Consider the following 21,328-nt stretch of genomic DNA (forward strand, 5'->3'; position numbering starts at 1 on the left):
GAATTTTTTATAAATGATTAATAAAAAGATAATTTTATTGTAATGACACGTAAAAAAAGTTAAAATATTTGAATAAGATGTATCTTTGCAAAACTAACGGAAACGTTTTTGAAACGTTTATAATTTTATGATCATGTCACAAAGTATTACAGATTTTATCGAATTGGTTGCCAAAAAAAATCCGAACGAGCCGGAATTTATGCAAGCTGTTACGGAAGTTGCTGAAACAGTAATTCCTTTCATCGAACAAAACAAAAAATACCAAAATAAAATGATTTTGGAAAGAATGGTCGAGTCAGATCGTATCATTATGTTCCGAGTAGTTTGGGTAGATGACAAAGGTGACACACAAGTAAATAGAGGATACCGTATTCAAATGAATTCGGCTATTGGACCATATAAAGGAGGAATTCGTTTCCATCCTTCAGTAAACTTAAGTATTTTGAAATTCTTGGCTTTCGAGCAAACTTTCAAAAATAGTTTGACAACATTGCCAATGGGTGGTGGAAAAGGTGGAGCCGATTTTGATCCTAAAGGAAAATCAGACAACGAAGTAATGCGTTTTTGTCAATCTTTCATGACTGAATTATCGAAACATATTGGTGCTGATACTGACGTACCTGCTGGAGATATTGGTGTTGGTGGAAGAGAAGTTGGATACATGTTTGGTCAATACAAAAGATTAGTAAATGAATTTACTGGAGTTTTAACAGGTAAAGGAATTTCTTTCGGAGGATCATTAATCCGTCCAGAAGCTACTGGATACGGAGATGTGTATTTTGCACAAAGTATGTTGGCTACCAAAGGAGAAAGCTTTACTGGTAAAACAGTAGTAATCTCTGGATCTGGAAACGTAGCTCAATATGCAGCCGAAAAAGTAATTCAATTAGGAGGTAAAGTAGTGACTATGTCTGATTCTGCAGGATATATCTACGATGCTGATGGAATTGATACAGACAAATTAGCTCATGTAATGGAAATCAAAAATGAGTTAAGAGGAAGAATCAGCGATTACGTTGCAAAATATCCAAATGCAAAATATGTAGCTGGTAAACGTCCATGGGAAGTAAAATGTGATGTAGCCTTGCCTTGTGCAACTCAAAACGAGTTGAACGAAGACGAAGCCAAATTGCTTGTTGCAAACGGATGTACTTGTGTTGCCGAAGGAGCAAATATGCCTTCTACACCAGAAGCTGTTCACGTTTTCCAAAAAGCTAAAATTTTATTCGCTCCAGGTAAAGCATCAAATGCTGGTGGAGTAGCCACTTCAGGACTTGAAATGTCTCAAAACTCATTGCGTTTAAGCTGGACTTCAGAAGAAGTAGACGAAAGATTAAAAATGATCATGAAAGATATTCACGCTTCATGTGTGAAATATGGTACTGATGCAACTGGTTATGTTGACTACGTAAGAGGAGCCAACATCGCAGGATTTGTAAAAGTTGCCGATGCTATGCTTGCTCAAGGAGTGGTATAACATTCTTTTAATACTATTAAAAAGCCTTTTTTCTGTAAAGATTAAAGGCTTTTTTTTATGCTTATAAAATTCAGTTCTAACAGCATTTGGGCGAAACCCCATTATGAAAAGGGGGCTGCTTTACATTGCGCTTATTCGCCCCCTTTCCATAATGCGGTCGGGCTATCCACGCTACTTCGGTAGCTTGTTTCTATCCCTTTCGCGAACACACAAATTCTAGGGAGGCGAGAGATTTATTTTCTTTCAAGGCCAAAAGCCAAATTAGATATTCAAAAAATCTTTTAAAAAATCACAGGTATTATTCAATATATTTGGGAATAATACACGAAGGTTATTGAGTATCTGAGTTCATCCAGTTTTGGGTGGATTTAATTATTCCCTAACTCCTTAATAATATTAGAACTTTAATACAATTAAATAAAAATATAAATTACAATGATAGATTACCACTTTAGAAAAGCTGAAATTTCTGAAATCCCTCAAATATGGGACATTTTGCAAATGGCTATAATAAGGAGAAAAGAAGAAGGAAGTGAACAATGGCAAGATGGTTATCCAAACCCCGAAGTGGTTAAAAAAGACATTGAAAAAGGGGCAGGATTTGTTTTGACCGATGAAGAAACCATCGTTGGGTATTGTGCGGTATTGATCAATGACGAGCCGGAATATGCAAACATTGAAGGAAAGTGGTTAACCAATGATGATTTTGTCGTGTTTCACCGAGTGGCCATTTCCGAAAAGTATTTGGGAAAAGGTTGTGCCCAAAAAATGATTGGCTGTATAGAAGATTTTGCAATCCAGAACAACATATATAGCGTAAAAGCAGACACGAATTTTGATAATATTGCAATGATGAAAGTTTTCGAAAAATTAGGTTACACTTTCTGTGGTCATGTTTATTTCAGAGGAGGACAAAGAAAAGCATATGAGAAAGTGCTACATAAATCATAAATCTAAAATCTGCAATCTCTTTTCCTTTGTGCTATATTTGTGAACCAATATCGATTCAATGCAAAGAAGGCTTTTATATCTATTTTTTTTATTTGTACTACAAATCACTTTTGCCCAAACGAATTTGTCTTGGCAAGGATATTTCTCATACACCCAAATCAAAGCCGTTTCCGAATCACCAACGACTATTTATGCCGCTTCCGAAAATGCTTTGTTTTCCCAAAACAATACTACAAACATTATAAAAACCTCCACAACTGTTGATGGACTTTCAGGTGAAACCATTACAGCGCTTTATTACAGTCCAACTTTTAATAAAACTATTGTTGGCTATCAAAACGGCTTATTAATCGTTATCAATGAAGCTGATGGGACAATGCTCAAAGTGGTCGATATCATTAATAAAAACTTGCCAAGTAGCATAAAACGAATTAATAATTTTATGGAATTTGGCGGAATTGCATATGTCTCAACCGACTTTGGGATTGTTCAATTCAATCTGGCCACTTCCAAGTTTGGTGATACTTATTTCATCGGTGACAATGGTGCCGAAATCAAAGTATCTCAAACCGCTATTTACAATGGATTTATTTATGCATCCACTTCAAGCGGAATTAGAAAAGGAGACATAAGTAATCCTAATTTAATTAACTTCAAGCAATGGCAAGTTATAAACTCAGGGGATTGGTCAGGAATAGTTTCATTTGGTACTGAATTATATGCTGTAAATACAGCAGGCTACGTTCACAAATACGATTCAGGTTCGAATACATTTAATGGTTTCTTGCCATTATCAGAAGCAACCACGAATTTTCGTTCCACCACAGATTATCTAATTATAACAACAGCAAATACCGTTTTTATTTACAATAAACAGATGGTATTGCAGCGTCAAATAAACAGAAATGAAATCCCAGAGATAAATTCAACTTTTAGCTGTGCTACCGTAATAAGTGATGCAATTTATATTGGCACAACCGAAAATGGATTGATTACTACCTCATTTTTGCCCGGTTCAACTTATGAAAACATAACACCCATTGGGCCTTCCCGTAACAATATCTTCTCCATGCAGGCTACTCCAACACAGCTTTGGACAGTCTATGGCGATTATAGCACTTTTTACAATCCATATCCATTGGATAGTTATGGCATAAGTAAATTCACCACATCTGGATGGTTGAATATCGCTTTTGATGCAGTTTTGGGAGCCAAATCGATGTCCCGAATTACGGTTAATCCAACCAATGAAAATGAAGTTTATGCCAGTTCTTTTTTTTCAGGATTGTTAAAAACAGAAAAGGATATTCCAACGATTTTGTACAATCAAACCAACAGCGCTCTGGAATCACTAACCATTAGCCCACCAGATCCCAATTATATTGACATTAGAATCAACGGAACTGCATTTGATAAATCTGGAAATTTTTGGGTAACCAATTGTAGGGTTGTAAATGGTTTGAAAGTGATGAGCTCTGGTGGACAATGGAAAAGTTATGCTATGGATAAAATTCTTTTAGCACCTTCCGAAAATGATTTTGCTACAATGGTTATAGATAAATATGGAACCAAATGGATGGCAACCAGTAAAAATGGTGTGGTAGGATTTAATGAAAGCAGCAATACTTTCAAAAAAATTACTTTTGGTGCAGATCAAGGAAATTTACCTATACAAGACGTTAGGGCAGTTTCAGTGGATACCAAGAATCAACTTTGGATAGGAACAACCAAAGGATTGAGGGTTTTGTCTAATGTGAGCAATTTTCAAACCGAGAGCCAGTTGACGACAGAAAGCATCATTATTTTGGAGGACAATTTGGCTCAGGAATTACTTTATGAGCAATTTATAAGTGATATTGAAGTAGACGGTGCCAACAATAAATGGATTGCTACTGCAGATGCTGGTGTATTTATGGTGTCTCCAAATGGACAAGAAACCAAGTATCATTTTACAACGGATAACTCTCCATTGCCGAGTAATGTGATCAATGATATCAGCATCAACAGCAGTACAGGCGAGGTTTTTATAGCAACATCCAAAGGATTGATTTCTTTCAAAGGAATTGCTACATCGGCAAGTGAAAACTTAAGTAATGTATATGTATATCCCAATCCAGTTCGCCCAGAATATCAAGGTACAGTAAAAATAAATGGATTGCTCAACAAAGCGAACGTAAAAATTACTGACGTGGCAGGCAATCTTGTTTATGAAGCGACATCCGAAGGAGGGACTATAGAATGGGATACTACCGCTTTTGGGAAATACAAAGTGGCATCTGGTGTCTATATGATTTTTGTATCGGCTCAAGATGGAGGCGAAACCAAAGTCAAAAAAGTGATGATAATCAGATAGCAGAATGAAGATTTCAGTTAGCAGTTTCTGAAAATCTAAAATCTAAGAAGTCCAATAATCTAATAATCCAATTTTGCTAGTCAAAACCAAAGCCATCGTAATTTCAACATTAAAATTTCAAGAGAAAAGCTTGATCGTAAAATGCTTTACGCTATCCAGCGGATTGAAGTCGTACTTTGTTCGTGATGCTTTTTCGTCTCGTAAAGCAAGTCAAAAAATGGCTTATTTTCAACCTTTGACTATTATAGAAATTGAAGCCGTCCATAAAAATAAAGGGACCTTGGAAAATTTCAAAGAAGTAAAAATTTCGTCTCCTTTTCATTCGATACATTCGGATATTTTTAAAAGCACCATAGTTTTGTTTCTCTCCGAAATTCTGCATCATTCGATACACGAAGAAGAAAAAAACGAATCATTGTTTACATTCCTAGAAACGGCTTTGCATTGGTTGGACCAGCACGATGAAATTTCCAATTTCCATTTGATTCTAATGTTGGAAACTACAAAATACCTTGGGTTTTATCCAGATACTTCGGATATGGATATGCCTTTTTTCGAAATGATTGAAGGGGTTTTTACTCCTTTTCACGCCATTAGTTCACTAACGGAACACGAAACCCAGTTGTTCAAAAAACTAATTCAGTTAAAACTTGATAACGACCAAAAAACGTTTCATGTTATTGAAAGACAGCTGCTCTTGAAAATTTTAATCGATTATTATAGTTTCCATCTCGATGGTTTCAAAAGACCAAAATCTTTGGATGTTTTGAAGGAAGTTTTTTCTTGAAAAATTTCGACGATGGCTTTCCTCTAAATCTTTGATTTCGCTACTGCTTCACGAAAGAATGCAGCTACAATTCCTTACACATAAAAACTCATATACTCATAACTCATAATTCATAACTATTTATTACTTTCGCACCACGATTAAGAAAAGGATAAAATGAGTACAAAATTTACTGAATACAAAGGACTTGACTTGCCTACAGTGGCATCAGAAGTGTTGGATTTTTGGAAGGAAAAAAACATTTTTGAGAAAAGTGTAACCACTCGCGAAGGAAATGAGCCTTTCGTGTTTTTTGAAGGACCACCTTCGGCTAATGGATTGCCTGGAATTCACCACGTAATGGCACGTGCGATTAAAGATATTTTTTGCAGATATAAAACCCAAAAAGGATTTCAAGTAAAGCGTAAAGCTGGTTGGGATACCCATGGTTTACCTGTGGAATTGGGTACAGAAAAAGAACTTGGAATCACCAAAGAAGATATTGGAAAAAAAATAACCGTAGAGGAGTATAACGAAGCGTGCAAGAAAACTGTAATGCGTTATACCGATGTTTGGAATGACCTAACCGAAAAAATGGGGTATTGGGTTGATATGGAAGATCCATACGTGACTTACAAATCCAAATATATGGAATCGGTTTGGTGGTTGTTGAAGCAAATCTACAACAAGGATTTGATGTACAAAGGGTACACCATTCAGCCTTATTCTCCAAAAGCGGGAACAGGATTGAGCTCTCATGAGGTAAATCAGCCTGGAAGTTATAGAGATGTTACTGATACAACGGTTGTGGCTCAATTTAAAGTTTTAGAAGACCAAAAAGAATTGGTTTTTAATACTTTTTATGATTATATCAGTTCCAATAATTTAAAACATTATAAGTTCGAAAAACTAGATTTGGATGAAATCCATTTCTTGGCTTGGACGACAACTCCTTGGACTTTGCCAAGTAACACTGCCTTGACAGTAGGACCAAGAATTGAATATGTTTTGGTAAAAACATTCAATCAATATACTTTCCGCCCATCCAATGTGATCTTGGCGAAAAACCTAGTTGGAAAACAATTTGGAAAAGGTTTTTTTGAAAGTACCGATGCGTCTGATTTTGAAAATTTCAAAGAAGGAGATAAAAAAATACCGTTTCATATTCTTGCAGAATGTAAAGGTGCCGATTTAGTTGGTATTCGTTACGAGCAATTATTACCTTTTGTTTTGCCATACCAAAATCCAGAAAATGCTTTTAGAGTAATTTCAGGAGATTTTGTTACAACAGAAGACGGAACTGGAATTGTGCACACAGCGCCAACTTTTGGAGCTGATGATGCCAAAGTAGCAAAAGAAGCTATGCCAGAAGTACCGCCAATGTTAGTGTTGGATGAAAATGAGAACCCAGTTCCATTAGTGAATTTACAAGGGAAATTTATCCAAGGATTAGGGCAATATTCTGGTAAATATGTTAAAAACGAATACTATACAGCTGCAGATGGAGATGCACCAGAACGTTCTATTGATGTAGAGATTGCCATTCAATTAAAAGAAGAAAATAAAGCATTCAAAGTAGAGAAATATGTGCACAGTTACCCACATTGCTGGAGAACTGATACGCCAATTTTATACTACCCTTTGGATTCTTGGTTTATAAAAATCACCGAGGTTAGAGACCGTATGTTCGATCTTAATGAAACCATCAATTGGAAGCCAAAAGCGACAGGTGAAGGACGTTTTGGAAATTGGTTGAAAAATGCCAATGACTGGAATTTATCCCGTTCCCGTTTTTGGGGAATTCCATTGCCTATTTGGAGAACCGAAGACGGAACCGAAGAAATGTTAATCGGATCTGTTGAAGAGTTATACAATGAAATTGAAAAAGCAGTTCAAGCAGGCGTTCAAAGTGAAAATCCATTCAAGGGATTCCAGATTGGAAACATGTCTGAAGAGAATTATGATTTGATTGATTTGCACAAAAATGTAGTCGATCAAATTACGTTAGTTTCTGCTTCAGGGAAAGCGATGAAGCGTGAAGCCGATTTGATAGATGTTTGGTTTGATTCAGGTGCGATGCCTTATGCACAATGGCATTACCCATTTGAAAACAAAGAAAAAATAGACGAAAACAAAGATTATCCTGCTAATTTTATTGCCGAAGGAGTAGATCAAACTCGTGGTTGGTTTTATACTTTGCATGCTATTGGAACTTTGGTTTTTGATAAAATTGCCTATAAAAATGTAGTTTCAAACGGATTAGTTTTGGATAAAAATGGACAAAAAATGTCCAAACGTTTGGGTAACGCAGCCGATCCTTTTGAAACTTTAAAAGAATATGGTCCGGATGCTACACGTTGGTATATGATTTCGAATGCCAATCCTTGGGATAACTTAAAATTTGATTTAGAAGGAATTGCTGAGGTGCGTCGTAAGTTCTTTGGAACGTTGTACAATACTTATTCTTTCTTTAGTTTATATGCCAATATTGACGGGTTTAAATATGCTGAAGCTGAAATTCCAGTAAACGAAAGACCTGAAATTGATCAATGGATTATTTCAGAATTGAATACTTTAATTGCTGAGGTAGACGGTTATTATGATGATTATGAGCCTACAAAAGCAGCTCGAGCGATATCCGAATTTGTACAGGAAAATTTAAGTAACTGGTACGTTCGTCTATGYCGTCGTCGTTTCTGGAARGGWGAATATGCTCAAGATAAAATYGCTGCTTATCAAACGCTTTATACTTGTTTGYTTAGTATCAGTAAATTAAGTGCGCCGATAGCCCCGTTCTTTATGGATTCTCTTTACAGAGACTTGACAAAAGCGACACAAACAGAAAATTTTGAGTCTGTACATTTGGCTCAGTTCCCTGTTTCAGTTGAAAAGTATGTTAATAAAATGTTAGAGAGCAAAATGCAGAAAGCGCAGACTATCTCTTCACTTGTCTTATCACTAAGAAAAAAGGAGATGATTAAGGTACGTCAACCACTGCAAAAGGTAATGATTCCGGTACTTGACGAGAATCAGAAGCTTGAAATTGAAGCTGTTTCAGATCTTATCAAAGCAGAGGTAAATGTAAAAGAAATCGTGCTTTTGGATGATGCTTCCGGTGTTTTGATTAAACAAATTAAACCGAATTTCAAAGCTTTAGGGCCTCGCTTCGGAAAAGATATGGGATTGATTTCCAAAGAGATACAAAATCTATCTACAGAACAAATCTCACAATTTGACAAAGAAGGCTCGCTAACTGTTGTAATTGCGGGAAATAGTGTAATTTTATCACTAGAAGACGTAGAAATATCGTCACAAGATATCGAAGGATGGTTGGTTGCCAATTCAAACGGAATAACAGTTGCGTTGGATATTACAATTTCTCCCGAGCTGAAAGAAGAAGGAATTGCAAGAGAATTGGTGAACAGAATTCAAAATATCCGAAAAGATACTGGATTTGAAGTGACTGATAAAATTAAAGTTCATTTGCAAAATAATGATACTTTGGAAACAGCAGTTAAGGCCAATGAAGACTATATAAAATCAGAAACGCTGACAGAAGTACTTGTTTTTGAGGAAATTATAGAGAATGGCACGGAAATTGACTTTGATGGAATAACAACAAAAATAACAATTACAAAAAATTAGTATTATGGTAGATGAAGTTGCAAGATACTCTGACGCTGATTTAGCAGAGTTTAAGGAAATCATTCAGATTAAAATCGTAAAGGCTCAAGCCGATTTAGATTTGATTAAAAGCGCCTACATGAATGACCTTAACAATGGTACAGATGATACATCTCCAACGTTTAAAGCATTTGAAGAAGGTAGCGAAATCATGTCTAAAGAAGCGAACTCACAACTTGCAATTCGACAAGAAAAGTTTATACGAGATTTAAAGAATGCACTATTCCGTGTAGAAAACAAAACATACGGTGTTTGTAGAATCACAGGAAAATTAATCGGAAAAGAAAGACTAAAAATCGTTCCTCATGCAACAATGAGCATCGAGGCAAAAAWTTTGCAAAGATAAATGTCTTATCATTCAATAATTAACGCTCCTTTAGGAGCGTTTTTTTTGGTTAATTCATTACTTTTACGCCTTTAAAAATTCAAAAATGTCATTATTCAAAGCGTACTTTCTTATTGTTCTTATATTGTTAGTGGATCAAGTTTCTAAAATATATGTAAAAACAAATTTTATTTTAGGAGAAGAGGTTCATGTATTCAATTGGTTTCAGATTCATTTTATTGAAAATGAAGGAATGGCCTGGGGAACGAAGATTCCTGGAGCCTATGGGAAATTAATCCTAACAATTTTTAGACTTTTTGCCGTAACTGGGATTGGTTATTGGTTGTGGGATTCAGTTGAAAGAAAAAAAAGTTCTAACTATCTGATAGTTGCAATCGCTTTGATATTGGCCGGAGCTTTTGGAAACATTATTGATTCTGTTTTTTACGGAGTCATTTTTGACGACAGCCACCAACAATTGGCTACAATATTTACTGACAACCCTTATGGAACTTGGCTAAACGGACAAGTGGTCGATATGTTTTATTTTCCTTTTATAAAAGATTATCCAATGCCGGAGTGGATTCCTTATTTTGGTGGACGCAATTTTACTTTTTTTAACGCCATTTTCAATGTTGCCGATGTGGCCATTTCAACAGGTGTTGGAATTTTGATAGTATTCAACAAAAAAGCTTTTCATAAACATTAATATTTTGCTTTTTTGAATAAAAAAAAAGAGGCTGACCTTTCGGGCAGCCTCTTTTTTTTATTTATTATGGCCAGGAGCGTGATTTTTGGCACTTTTTTCTCCTGTCATCTTTTTGGCTTGTCCAGGAGGAACCTGTTTCGTTTTGGCATGACTATGATTTGGTCCAACTTTAACACTGCAGTTAGTCAATGTAATAGCAAAAAGCATAATCAGAATTTGGGTTGTAAATCTGGGGATTTTAAACATTTTCATAATTTATTAGTAGGTTATATAAATGCAAAAGTACTACTTCTAAACTAAAATTCATAAATTCCATTTGGGCAAACACAATAATCCAATAATATGTCAGTCTCAAAAACATCCTCAATCACCTCTTCGGGTCCAAAGAAAGACAGGCCAATTTTAATGGTTTCAGGTTTGCATTGGGACAAGAATTTATCATAAAATCCTTTGCCATAACCCACGCGGTTTCCTTTTTTGTCAAAAGCCAAAAGTGGAACAAAAACCACGTCAATTTTTGTGTCGGGAACTTCAAGGCCGTCAACGGGTTCTGGGATATTGTATTCGTTTTTTTGTATTCGTGTATTGTCGGTCAAAAGAAAATGGGTCATTTCTCGAGTTGCAAAATCACTTTTGGAAATCACAATTTCTTTGTCTTTTCCAGAGAGGAGGTGCAGTATAAATTCTGTATTGACTTCCTTTTGCTCTTCAATGGGCAAAAAAACATGGAAATAGGTTTTGTCCCAAATAGGAAGTTTCAGGATTTCATTGGCTATAACAAGGCTTAAATTCTCAATTTCAGTAGTACTAAGATTTTGTCTTAATTCTTTATACTTCTGTCTTAATTCCTTTTTCAACATAAAGTGATTCTTTTAGATCGGTTATAAAAGTACTCAAATGATCTACTTCTACATGATCCATAATCACAATTTTATACCACGAATTATCACCATTGTGTTTTTGGGGTACCAAATCAAATTTTTTGACCAATGCCTCTTCAATGTATTGGGCCTGTATGGTAACAATATTCATAAATGGATCCCTAAAATAAGCTACTTTCAATTTGTCCAGTTGGTCGCAAAGCCACTGCGTTCTCATTTGCAAAACACGTACTTTTTCGCACCAACCAAAAGGGCCATAGGTAAATAAAATCATCCAAACCGCCACAGCATTGGAACCCGATCTACTGCCACAAAGGGTCAAATCCATTCCTTCTATATATTCTGCTTCTTTGGTTAGAACATTTTCGATTAAACCTTTTCTGCATAGAAAAATACCGGTTCCATAAGGAGCTTGTAGCATTTTGTGTGCATCAATGGTTATGGAACTGATTTTTGGATTTTCAAAATTAAGTTCCGATTCTTTGTTGCTGAATGGATATATGAAACCACCATAGGCACCATCAATATGTATTTTATAAATCAAATGATGTTTTTCTAAAACCTGGACATAGTCATTGGGATTGTCAATAGCCCCGAACATGGTAGTTCCCATATTGGAGATTACTATAAAATATTTTTTTCCTTTTTTCTTGGCTTTAAGGATGATGTTTTCCAATTGGAAAGTATCTATTTCTCGGGTATGAAAATCAACAGGCACTTTCAGCCAATCGAGCATCAGAATGTTTGCAGCTTTTGGGATGGAGTAATGTGTGTCTTCGGAAGCTAAAATGGCAATTTCATATGGATTGGCACCAAGTTTATAGCTAAAATAATTGCGATACATCCAAATGGCCTGAATATTGGCTTCGGTTCCGCCAGGAGAAATATAGCCGTCATAAGATTTGGGTTGTGCTTTGAAAAGATCGACTGCCAGTACATCTAAAACTTCGCGTTCCATTTCTTGGGTTCCCTTAAATGCTTTCTCTGAAGTGCCCAGCGTATGACATCCAATGTGGTTGGGATTGGCCACATAAGTTTTTAAAGTGGGAGCATCGGTCAAGAAAGAGGCTTCCTCATAATATACTTTACTGTCCAGTTTTGATGCTGGATAGCCTAGAGAAGTGTCAAGGCTAAAATTGACATTTTCCTGTAAAGCTTTTTCGATACGGGTTTGTCTTTCTTTCTGGGATAATTTTTTCCAATACAGCATAATCTTATTTTTACTCAAAAATAAGAATGTTGAAGTATTGAAAATATGATAATTGTTAGGTTTTAGTCTTCTTCTTCCTGTTCGTCTTCTCCTGTATTTGAAAGATGGTAAATGGCATCTCCTTGATATACAATGGGAGAATGATTAGCATTGAGGACATAGCCATCATTTGGGGCTTTAATCTTACGTTCAAATTTTCCAAAAGGATCGGTTATCATTCCAAGGACAGCCCCTTTTTTTACAAACTGACCAACCAGATTATGGTCTATCAATAAGCCGGAACATTTGGCCCGCAGCCAACCCGATTTTTCGATGTAAATGGTTTGTTTTTTTTGAGTTGGAACAAATTGTTTTGGATCCAACATATCCAAATGTTTCAAAAGACGCTTGACACCATTAACGCCCTCTTGGGCTACATCATGATTAATATCCAAGGATTTTCCACCTTCAAAAAGCAACATTTTCACATTTATTTTTTCACTTGAACTTCTAAAAGAGCCAGCAATGTTTTTGGAAAATAAAGTAAAGGGGGCATTAAATGCATCGGCCAATATTTTTACACTGGGGTTATTTGGCGTAAGCCTAATTTGTGGAGCATTAAATCGGCTAGCACCTCCAGCGTGAAAATCAACTGCATAATCCACTAGAGGCATAATGTCAGTTATGATATGATAAGCAAATCGACTGGCCAATGACCCTTTTTTGCTTCCTGGAAATACTCTATTCAAATCTCTTCCATCTGGAAAATCCCTTGATCTATTGATAAACCCATAGATGTTTATGATGGGAATGCAAATGATGGTACCTTTTTTTGGTTTGTTTATTTTTTTGGTGATGAGTTGCCTAACGATTTCGATACCATTAAATTCATCGCCATGAATTCCTCCCGAAAAGAGGACAACAGGCCCTTCAATTTTGGAACGTTTTACGATAATAGGGATAGTCAGTTTGGTCGTGCTGTGCAATCTGGCAATTTCCAGTTGAATAGTTTTACTTTCTCCAGGCAAAACGCTTTCGCCAAAAATCACTAATGGTCTTGAGTCTTTCATACTGTAAAATAAAGTTTAAATATAAAAATTATTATTGGGTGGGATCAGAAGTTGTAGATCCAAATGAAAATCTTTATGAAAACAACAAAAATGGCTATTCGCTATTGCAAATAATTCATTTTAGACCTCCTTTTTGGTTATACCCGTTCTAGGGAAAAAGACAACCATATCCTCAATTTTTTTTGAATAGCCACTTTCATTCGCAAATCGGTTTTTGTATTTGGCATATTGATAATCCCGCAGCGCATCGGTATAATTGTCATAGTCGCCCAGGATTTTTATGTTAATGAGTTGGTTTTCGATAGCCTTAATTTTCAATAACATTTGCGAAGTCTGTAACCTATTTTCATAATCAAGATCAAATTCCTTCCAGTCTACTTCCGGCGACTGCAGTCGAGGCTGGTTATCATGATAGTTTTTTACTTTGTCAATAAGCAATTTGTTTTTCTCTTTCACTCTGCCATATTTCTGGTGTTCGGCAGCGGTCAAGTTCACCGACATTCCTGCCAAGCTGTCCGTCAGCGCAGTCAGGGCTTGGTTTATATCCTGAATTTGCTGTTTCGAAAAATGGATTTTACCTAAATTCTCTATTGGCATATTGTGTTCGTTTTAAGTATTTTATATAAAAATATAAAAAATATGTTTAAAAAATTAAGTGTAGTAAATAAAATTTTATTTATAAATATTAAAAAATAGAACTATATCAGTTAAATTTTAAAAATCTGTATTAAAATTTTAAATATATTTTATAAAATTTTAATAATTTTAATTAATTTTTTAATGATTGAGTTTAAAAAATGACGTTATATGCACGAATAAACTATCTGAAACTATAATCAGAATGTTTAGGATGATGGGAATTAATGGATCTAGCTTTAACAAAAAAAGATTAATGAGTATATTTGTATACTGAAAGTTAATTTGCGAATAGATAATCTGCATTCTTAAATCCCAATGACCAACCCTAATTTAGCCTTACAAATACAAACTCTACCGGATGGTCCTGGTGTATATCAATATTACGATAAGGAAGGGAAGATTTTGTATGTGGGCAAAGCCAAGAATCTTAAGAAAAGAGTCACTTCGTATTTCAATAAAATTCACGATGCAGCCAAGACCAATGTGCTGGTTAAGAAAATTGTAACCATCAAGCACATCGTTGTTCCCACAGAAACAGATGCCCTTTTGCTGGAAAACAATCTGATAAAAACGCTGCAACCCAGATATAATGTATTGTTGCGGGATGATAAAAGTTACCCTTGGTTGTGCATCAAGAAAGAACCTTTTTCCCGAATTTTTGCAACTCGTAGAATGGTAAAAGATGGATCGGAATATTTTGGTCCTTATACCAATTTCAAGACGGTTCATACAATTTTGGACCTAATAAAAGAACTATACCCACTACGAACCTGCAACTACGATTTGAGTAAAAGCAATATCGATAGCGGAAAATTCAAAGTGTGTTTGGAATATCACATCGGCAATTGCAAAGGGCCATGTGAAGGGTTTGAAACATTGGAACATTATCAAAAACAAGTTGATGCCATTCGGGAAATCCTAAAAGGGAATTTCAAGGAAAGCATGAAAGATTTCAAGCGCCTCATGACCACTTTGGCGCAAGACATGCATTTTGAAGAGGCACAAAAAATAAAAGAAAAGATAGAAGTATTGGAGAATTACCAATCGCGTTCTACGATTGTAAACCCAAAGATTACTAATATAGATGTCTTCTCAATTGTTTCTGACGAAAGCGCCGCTTTTATCAATTTCCTGCAAATTTCTCACGGATCAATTATTCGATCCCATACAATGGAAATCAAAAAGAAACTGGAAGAATCAGATGAAGAATTGTTGGAATTGGCCATTATAGAATTACGTGAGCGGTTCCAATTACTGTCCAAAGAAGTGATTGTCCCTTTTGAAGTGGATTTGGGACCAACGATAAAAATTACGGTACCGCAACTGGGCGACAAAAAGCAAATATTGGACTTGTCGATTCGTAATGCCAAGTTTTATAGAATCGAGCAGTTAAAACAATTGCAGATAGTAGACCCAGATCGCCATACCAATAGAATCATGGCTCAAATGAAAAGTGATTTGCGATTGCCGGTAGAACCAAGACATATTGAATGTTTTGATAATTCAAATATACAGGGAACAAACCCAGTTGCTGCTTGTGTAGTATTTAAAGACGGAAAAGCAAGCAAGAAGGATTACAGGCATTTTAATGTCAAAACAGTAATTGGTCCAGACGATTTTGCTTCGATGGAAGAAATAGTCTATCGCCGTTACAAAAGGTTATTGGATGAGAACGAACCTTTGCCTAATTTGATTATTATTGATGGAGGAAAAGGGCAGTTGTCATCGGCATTAAAAAGTATTGATGCTTTGGGGTTACGTGGTAAAATTGCCATTATAGGAATTGCCAAAAGATTGGAAGAGTTGTTTTATCCTGGAGATTCAATCCCTTTATATTTGGATAAAAAATCGGAAACTTTGAAAGTCATTCAGCAATTACGTAATGAAGCACACCGTTTTGGAATTACGTTTCACCGTGATAAAAGAAGTAAAGCTGCGTTGAACTCTTCGATTGAGAGCATTCCCGGAATTGGCGAAAAAACGATGTTGACATTAATTCAGCATTTTAAAAGTGTTAAAAGATTGAAATTGGCAACCGAAAAAGAAATTTCTGACGTTATAGGTATATCAAAAGCCAAAAAAATTACCGACTTTTACAAAACAAAGTAATTTGCCCTTTATGTATAGAATACTGATTTTTATTCTTTTGTTTTTTACTTGTTTGAATTCATTTTCCCAAGACACACCCAAAAGGCCTAAAATTGGCTTGGTGTTGAGCGGAGGCGGAGCCAAAGGGTTCGCTCATATCGGTGTTTTAAATGTACTAGAAGATGCCGGAATAAAGATAGATTACATAGGTGGAACCAGTATGGGAGCCGTTATAGGAGGACTTTATGCGATGGGGTATAATGCCAAACAAATCGATTCTATTATTGATGTAACCAATTTCAGTAATGTACTGAATGATTATATCCCTCGATCTTCTAAGAATTTTTATGAAAAGCGAAATGATGAATTGTATGCTTTGACACTTCCGTTTAATAAACTAAGTATTGGTGCTCCCGAGGCATTGTCAAAAGGGATGTATAATTTCAACTTGTTAAGCCGATTGACATTGCCAGTACGACATGTTCGTGATTTTAATGAACTACCAATTCCTTTTTTGTGTGTAGGAACAAATATTGCACTTGGGGAACAAGTGGTTTTTGATAAAGGTGTTCTGGCTCAGGCAATAACAGGAAGTTCTTCTTTGCCTTCCATATTTGCGCCAGTTGTAATTGATAATAATCTTATTGTTGATGGAGGCGTAATTAATAATTACCCAATTGAAGAAGTTCGAAAAATGGGTGCCGATATAATAATAGGAGTAGATGTGCAATCAGGGTTACTCAATAAAGACGAATTAAGAAGCGCTTCAAAGATTTTCTTTCAAATCACCAATTTACAGATGATAGAAAGAATGAAAACAAATGCAAATCTAACGGAAGTTTATATCAAACCTGATGTAAAAAATTATGGAGTGGTAACCTTTGACAAAGCTGCAGAAATTATTAAAAAAGGTGAAGATGCTACTTTTGCAGTTTATGAAAAAATTGAGCTTTTAGTAGATAAAGCAAATCCTTACCACAAACCAAAATTAAAAGTAGAGACTGATAGTCTGACCATTGTGGATATTAAAACAAATGAACTGCAAAATTATTCCAGAGATTATATTATTGGTAAATTAAACTTTAAGCCAGGAGCAAAAATAAGTTTTAGAAACTTGGAAACGGGGATTAACAATCTTAATGCCACTCAAAACTTTAGTGCAGTGAGTTACTATTTTGAAAAAAATGGAGAGCATGATGATTTGATTCTGACCTTAACAGAAAGCCCTGTAAAAACAAATTTGAAGTTTGGATTACATTACGATGGTTTGTATAAAAGCGCAATTTTGGCCAATGTGACCAATAAAAAGACGTTTTTTAAAAATGACTTTTTATCTGCCGATTTGGTTTTGGGAGATAACGTAAGGTATTATTTTGACTACTATATTGATAATGGATACCAATTGAGTTATGGTTTCAAATCCCAATTGAACCGATTTAATAAAAACATTCCGGTGAGTGTGATAACCTATAATAGCGACGGAACGAATTCTATAAATATTGATTATCTTGATTTGTCTAATCAGGTATATATTCAATCAGTATTTGCCCAAAAATTCCTTATTGGAGTTGGAGCCGAATTTGAATATCTTGACATTACTTCAGAAACGCTTGAATTAGAGCCAACGATTACCAAAAGCAATTATTTTAGTCTCTTTGGGTATATAAAATACGATTCTTACGACAATAAATATTTTCCTAAAAAGGGATGGTATTTTTCTGGAAACCCTCAGTTTTATATGTTTTCTTCTGAAAGCACAGCAAATTTCGAACCTTTTTCTATTGTAAGTGCCGAAGCGGGTATTGCAAGAACAATTTTTAAGAATACGACAATAAAACTTCAGGCCGAAGCAGGAACCTCAATCGGAAGTAAAAGTTTGCCTTATTTTGATTTTATTTTGGGAGGTTATGGATTTAACAACACAAATAATTTCAAGTATTTTTATGGTTATGATTATTTAAGTATTGCAGGCAATAGTTATTTGGAAAGCACAATTACTCTTGATTATGAAATCTTCAAAAAGAATCATCTCAACTTTTCGGCCAATTATGCCAATTTAGATGACAATCTTTATGATTCCTTAGATTGGATTTCATTGCCAAAATACTCAGGATATGCTTTGGGTTATGGATTGGAAACTGTTATTGGTCCAGTCGAAGTCAAGTATTCCTGGTCTCCGGAAACCTCAAATTCCTACCTTTGGTTTACTGTTGGATTTATATTTTAATTTGTATTTTTTTAAATAAAAATTACGATATTTGTAATTATGAAAACAAATTGGACAGGTTTATTAGAGTATCTTCAATTCCTAATCAAAAGAAATCCAGAGTGATTTTATAGGAGCATCTAGCCCTATTAGTATTGTCAAAGAATTGAATACTTGATTGTGTATATCAAAGTTTTGTTTAAAAAAGAAAACTATTTGACGCTACGATTTTTACGAATTGTTTATTATCTAATTTAAATTGTTATGCCAATATATCATAAACTAGGAAATATTCCACCTAAAAGACACACCCAGTTTGAAAAACCAAATGGAGGTTTGTATTACGAACAACTATTTGGTACAGAGGGATTTCATGGACATTCTTCTTTGTCCTACCATATTCATCGACCGACTCAGGTCAAAGAAATACTAAAATCGTATTCGGTTGAACCCAAAATTGCAATTGGGAAAAACATAAAATCATTATTGTTGAAAGGTTTCGAATTGAAACCCGAAGATGATTTCTTGGACAGCCGAAAAGCCATGTTGGTCAATAAAGATTGTATCATAGGATTGGCAGCACCGAGAAAATCATTGACTTCTTATTTCTATAAAAATGCCGATGCCGATGAAATGATTTTCATTCACAAAGGCAAAGGAAAACTTCGAACCATGCTTGGGAATATCCCTTTTGAGTATGGGGATTATTTGATTATTCCACGCGGAATTATTTATCAAATTGAATTTGAAACCGAAGACAATCGTTTGTTTTACGTAGAATCCTATTCTCCGTTTTATACACCAAAACGTTATAAAAACGAATCAGGACAACATTTGGAACATTCTCCATTTTGTGAGCGTGATTTTATTTTGCCAAACGAATTAGAATCACATGATGAAAAAGGAGATTTTGTCATCAAAATGAAAAAAGAAGGAATGATGCATGAAGTAGTTTATGCAACACATCCTTTTGACGTTGTGGGTTGGGACGGTTACAACTTTCCGTATGGGTTTTCGATTCACAATTTTGAACCTATAACGGGTCGTGTACATCAACCGCCACCAGTGCATCAAACATTCGAGACAGGCACTTTTGTAGTTTGTTCTTTCGTGCCAAGACTTTATGATTACCACCCGAAATCGATTCCGGCACCATACAATCACAGCAATATTGATAGTGACGAGGTGTTATATTATGTAGATGGCGATTTCATGAGCCGTAACAATATCGAGCAAGGACATATCACATTACACCCAAAAGGAATTCCACACGGACCCGCTCCAGGTGCTATGGAACGCAGTATAGGGCATAAGGAAACGCAAGAATTGGCCGTAATGGTCGATACTTTCCGTCCACTTATGGTAACTGAGGAAGCCATGGGAATAGACGATGGACAGTACTACAAATCTTGGGTAGAGTAAGTCATTACGAGGAACGAAGTAATCTCACTAAGTATATCACGTTTAGGACATCAGTTTAAAATAATCACATTTAAAAAATAATTAGGAGCTATTTCCTGCTATCCGTTGCAATCTCCCGAAAAAAAATCGGGAGGATTTCCACTGTTATCAGGGCTAGGGCCTTAGAACAATAAACAACATTTCGGCACATCAATTTAACGATTAACCGATTAAACAAATAAACATCATGGCAAAAGAAGTAAAATCAGTAGAATACGGATTAGAGAAAATATTCGAAGGAGCGCAAGATTTTCTTCCGCTTTTAGGTACAGATTATGTAGAATTTTACGTAGGCAACGCAAAACAATCGGCACATTATTATAAAACTGCTTTTGGTTATCAATCATTGGCGTATGCCGGATTGGAAACAGGAGTGAAAGACAGAGCTTCTTATGTTTTAAAACAAGACAAAATCCGAATTGTTTTAACCACTCCATTAACGCAGGATTCTCCCCTTCACGACCATTTGAAAAAACATGGTGACGGAGTAAAAGTTGCTGCTCTTTGGGTAGAAGATGCAAGAAGCGCCTATGAAGAAACTATAAAGCGTGGTGCTCGTTCTTTTATGGAGCCAACAGTTGAGAAAGATGAGTTTGGAGAAGTTGTGCGTTCAGGTATCTATACTTATGGTGAAACGGTTCATATTTTTGTCGAAAGAAAAAATTACAACGGTATTTTCTTGCCAGGCTATAAAGAATGGAAATCCGATTACAATCCAGAACCAACTGGTTTGAAATACATTGATCATATGGTTGGAAATGTGGGTTGGAACGAAATGAATACTTGGGTAAAATTCTATGAAGATGTAATGGGATTTGTAAATTTCCTTTCTTTTGATGACAAACAAATCAATACCGAATATTCGGCTTTGATGAGTAAAGTAATGTCAAATGGAAACGGAAGAATCAAATTTCCAATCAATGAACCAGCCGAAGGAAAGAAAAAATCACAAATCGAAGAATATTTAGATTTCTACGGTGGGCCTGGAATTCAGCACATCGCCATCGCCACCGATGATATCATAAAAACAGTTTCGCAATTAAAAGCAAGAGGTGTAGAATTTTTATCGGCACCCCCACATACCTATTACGAAGCGATTCCAGAAAGGTTGGGAGTACACATGGATATGATGAAAGAAGATTTGGTTGAAATAGAAAAATTGGCCATTATGGTAGATGCCGATGAAGATGGCTATTTGTTGCAAATTTTCACCAAGCCTGTTCAAGACCGTCCAACTTTGTTTTTTGAAATTATTCAAAGAATGGGAGCAAAAGGATTTGGCGCAGGGAACTTTAAGGCACTTTTTGAGTCCATTGAACGCGAACAGCAATTGCGAGGAACTCTGTAAAAATTCATTTTTTTTGCATTATCAAAAAAAATAATAGTTAACATACCCTTAAAATTGCAAATGTTGTGTTAAACTTGACTTTTTGCTAAAAAAACGTCGATTGATAGCATACCTTTGCACTCGCAAATCAGGAAGGGGTGGTTTCCTTCTTAGTTTCATATAAATTTTCATAATTTATAGT

The 21,328-nt window shown here is 35.4% G+C and carries 16 protein-coding genes; 11 read left to right on the forward strand and 5 right to left on the reverse strand.

The features are described from left to right. Positions 1 to 133 precede the first annotated feature (133 nt). The 7 genes from gdhA to AC1DY0_RS02595 all read left to right on the forward strand — a co-directional run bounded on the left by gdhA (position 134) and on the right by AC1DY0_RS02595 (position 10,265). Positions 134 to 1,477, forward strand: coding sequence for an NADP-specific glutamate dehydrogenase (gdhA, locus tag AC1DY0_RS02565; RefSeq protein WP_477187114.1), 1,344 nt, complete (start codon positions 134 to 136; stop codon positions 1,475 to 1,477). A 435-nt stretch (positions 1,478 to 1,912) separates the two neighbouring features. Next, on the forward strand, positions 1,913 to 2,428 hold the full coding sequence (locus tag AC1DY0_RS02570; RefSeq protein WP_477187115.1) for an N-acetyltransferase family protein: 516 nt from the start codon (positions 1,913 to 1,915) through the stop codon (positions 2,426 to 2,428). Positions 2,429 to 2,486: 58 nt separating this feature from the next. Then, positions 2,487 to 4,781, forward strand: a complete 2,295-nt coding sequence (porZ, locus tag AC1DY0_RS02575; protein ID WP_477187116.1) for a type IX secretion system anionic LPS delivery protein PorZ — start codon at positions 2,487 to 2,489, stop codon at positions 4,779 to 4,781. A gap of 73 nt (positions 4,782 to 4,854) precedes the next feature. After that, positions 4,855 to 5,568 (forward strand): DNA repair protein RecO, encoded by a 714-nt coding sequence (recO, locus tag AC1DY0_RS02580; protein WP_477187117.1) that lies wholly within the window; start codon positions 4,855 to 4,857, stop codon positions 5,566 to 5,568. Positions 5,569 to 5,724: 156 nt separating this feature from the next. Continuing rightward, complete coding sequence (ileS, locus tag AC1DY0_RS02585) at positions 5,725 to 9,192, forward strand: isoleucine--tRNA ligase (protein WP_477187118.1); 3,468 nt, start codon at positions 5,725 to 5,727, stop codon at positions 9,190 to 9,192. 4 nt (positions 9,193 to 9,196) lie between these two features. Continuing rightward, entirely contained in the window at positions 9,197 to 9,577 is a 381-nt protein-coding gene (locus tag AC1DY0_RS02590; RefSeq protein ID WP_477187119.1) for a TraR/DksA family transcriptional regulator, read from the forward strand. A gap of 85 nt (positions 9,578 to 9,662) precedes the next feature. Continuing rightward, a complete protein-coding gene (locus AC1DY0_RS02595; protein WP_477187120.1) occupies positions 9,663 to 10,265 on the forward strand; it encodes a lipoprotein signal peptidase in 603 nt (200 codons plus the stop codon). Between the two features lie 57 nt (positions 10,266 to 10,322). On the opposite strand, the gene AC1DY0_RS02600 is transcribed toward AC1DY0_RS02595, so the two are convergent. The 5 genes from AC1DY0_RS02600 to AC1DY0_RS02620 all read right to left on the reverse strand — a co-directional run bounded on the left by AC1DY0_RS02600 (position 10,323) and on the right by AC1DY0_RS02620 (position 14,002). Beyond that, positions 10,323 to 10,517, reverse strand: coding sequence for a hypothetical protein (locus AC1DY0_RS02600; protein ID WP_477187121.1), 195 nt, complete (start codon positions 10,515 to 10,517; stop codon positions 10,323 to 10,325). Between the two features lie 44 nt (positions 10,518 to 10,561). Continuing rightward, entirely contained in the window at positions 10,562 to 11,125 is a 564-nt protein-coding gene (locus AC1DY0_RS02605) for a 5-formyltetrahydrofolate cyclo-ligase (RefSeq protein WP_477187122.1), read from the reverse strand. Beyond that, positions 11,094 to 12,374 (reverse strand): pyridoxal-dependent decarboxylase, encoded by a 1,281-nt coding sequence (locus tag AC1DY0_RS02610; RefSeq protein ID WP_477187123.1) that lies wholly within the window; start codon positions 12,372 to 12,374, stop codon positions 11,094 to 11,096. Before AC1DY0_RS02610 ends, AC1DY0_RS02605 begins: the two co-directional genes overlap by 32 nt. Positions 12,375 to 12,418: 44 nt before the next feature. Next, entirely contained in the window at positions 12,419 to 13,405 is a 987-nt protein-coding gene (locus tag AC1DY0_RS02615; protein WP_477187124.1) for a succinylglutamate desuccinylase/aspartoacylase family protein, read from the reverse strand. A gap of 120 nt (positions 13,406 to 13,525) precedes the next feature. Further along, positions 13,526 to 14,002: a hypothetical protein gene (locus tag AC1DY0_RS02620; protein ID WP_477187125.1), complete on the reverse strand. Its 477-nt coding sequence runs from the start codon at positions 14,000 to 14,002 to the stop codon at positions 13,526 to 13,528. Positions 14,003 to 14,359: 357 nt separating this feature from the next. On the opposite strand from AC1DY0_RS02620, the gene uvrC reads away from it, so the two are divergent. From uvrC to hppD, 4 genes are all read left to right on the forward strand, one after another. After that, the gene (gene uvrC, locus AC1DY0_RS02625; RefSeq protein WP_477187126.1) at positions 14,360 to 16,153 is read left to right on the forward strand and encodes an excinuclease ABC subunit UvrC; all 1,794 of its coding nucleotides are present in this window, start codon (positions 14,360 to 14,362) and stop codon (positions 16,151 to 16,153) included. Between the two features lie 10 nt (positions 16,154 to 16,163). Then, a complete protein-coding gene (locus tag AC1DY0_RS02630; protein ID WP_477187127.1) occupies positions 16,164 to 18,359 on the forward strand; it encodes a patatin-like phospholipase family protein in 2,196 nt (731 codons plus the stop codon). Positions 18,360 to 18,602: 243 nt separating this feature from the next. Beyond that, the gene (locus AC1DY0_RS02635) at positions 18,603 to 19,760 is read left to right on the forward strand and encodes a homogentisate 1,2-dioxygenase (protein WP_173503037.1); all 1,158 of its coding nucleotides are present in this window, start codon (positions 18,603 to 18,605) and stop codon (positions 19,758 to 19,760) included. A gap of 226 nt (positions 19,761 to 19,986) precedes the next feature. Next, positions 19,987 to 21,147 carry a 4-hydroxyphenylpyruvate dioxygenase gene (gene hppD, locus AC1DY0_RS02640; RefSeq protein WP_477187128.1) on the forward strand — a complete coding sequence of 387 codons (1,161 nt, stop codon included), beginning with the start codon at positions 19,987 to 19,989 and terminating at the stop codon, positions 21,145 to 21,147. The last annotated feature ends 181 nt before the right edge of the window (positions 21,148 to 21,328 follow it).

It is taken from the genome of Flavobacterium sp. P1_E4 (assembly GCF_056405915.1).

Coding starts and splice junctions, on each gene's coding strand:
- AC1DY0_RS02630 (WP_477187127.1), top strand. CDS start 16,164: ATGTATAGAATACTGATTTTTATTCTTTTGTTTTTTACTTGTTTGAAT.
- uvrC (WP_477187126.1), top strand. CDS start 14,360: ATGACCAACCCTAATTTAGCCTTACAAATACAAACTCTACCGGATGGT.
- AC1DY0_RS02635 (WP_173503037.1), top strand. CDS start 18,603: ATGCCAATATATCATAAACTAGGAAATATTCCACCTAAAAGACACACC.
- AC1DY0_RS02570 (WP_477187115.1), top strand. CDS start 1,913: ATGATAGATTACCACTTTAGAAAAGCTGAAATTTCTGAAATCCCTCAA.
- AC1DY0_RS02620 (WP_477187125.1), bottom strand. CDS start 14,002: ATGCCAATAGAGAATTTAGGTAAAATCCATTTTTCGAAACAGCAAATT.
- AC1DY0_RS02595 (WP_477187120.1), top strand. CDS start 9,663: ATGTCATTATTCAAAGCGTACTTTCTTATTGTTCTTATATTGTTAGTG.
- hppD (WP_477187128.1), top strand. CDS start 19,987: ATGGCAAAAGAAGTAAAATCAGTAGAATACGGATTAGAGAAAATATTC.
- porZ (WP_477187116.1), top strand. CDS start 2,487: ATGCAAAGAAGGCTTTTATATCTATTTTTTTTATTTGTACTACAAATC.
- gdhA (WP_477187114.1), top strand. CDS start 134: ATGTCACAAAGTATTACAGATTTTATCGAATTGGTTGCCAAAAAAAAT.
- AC1DY0_RS02615 (WP_477187124.1), bottom strand. CDS start 13,405: ATGAAAGACTCAAGACCATTAGTGATTTTTGGCGAAAGCGTTTTGCCT.
- AC1DY0_RS02605 (WP_477187122.1), bottom strand. CDS start 11,125: ATGTTGAAAAAGGAATTAAGACAGAAGTATAAAGAATTAAGACAAAAT.
- AC1DY0_RS02600 (WP_477187121.1), bottom strand. CDS start 10,517: ATGAAAATGTTTAAAATCCCCAGATTTACAACCCAAATTCTGATTATG.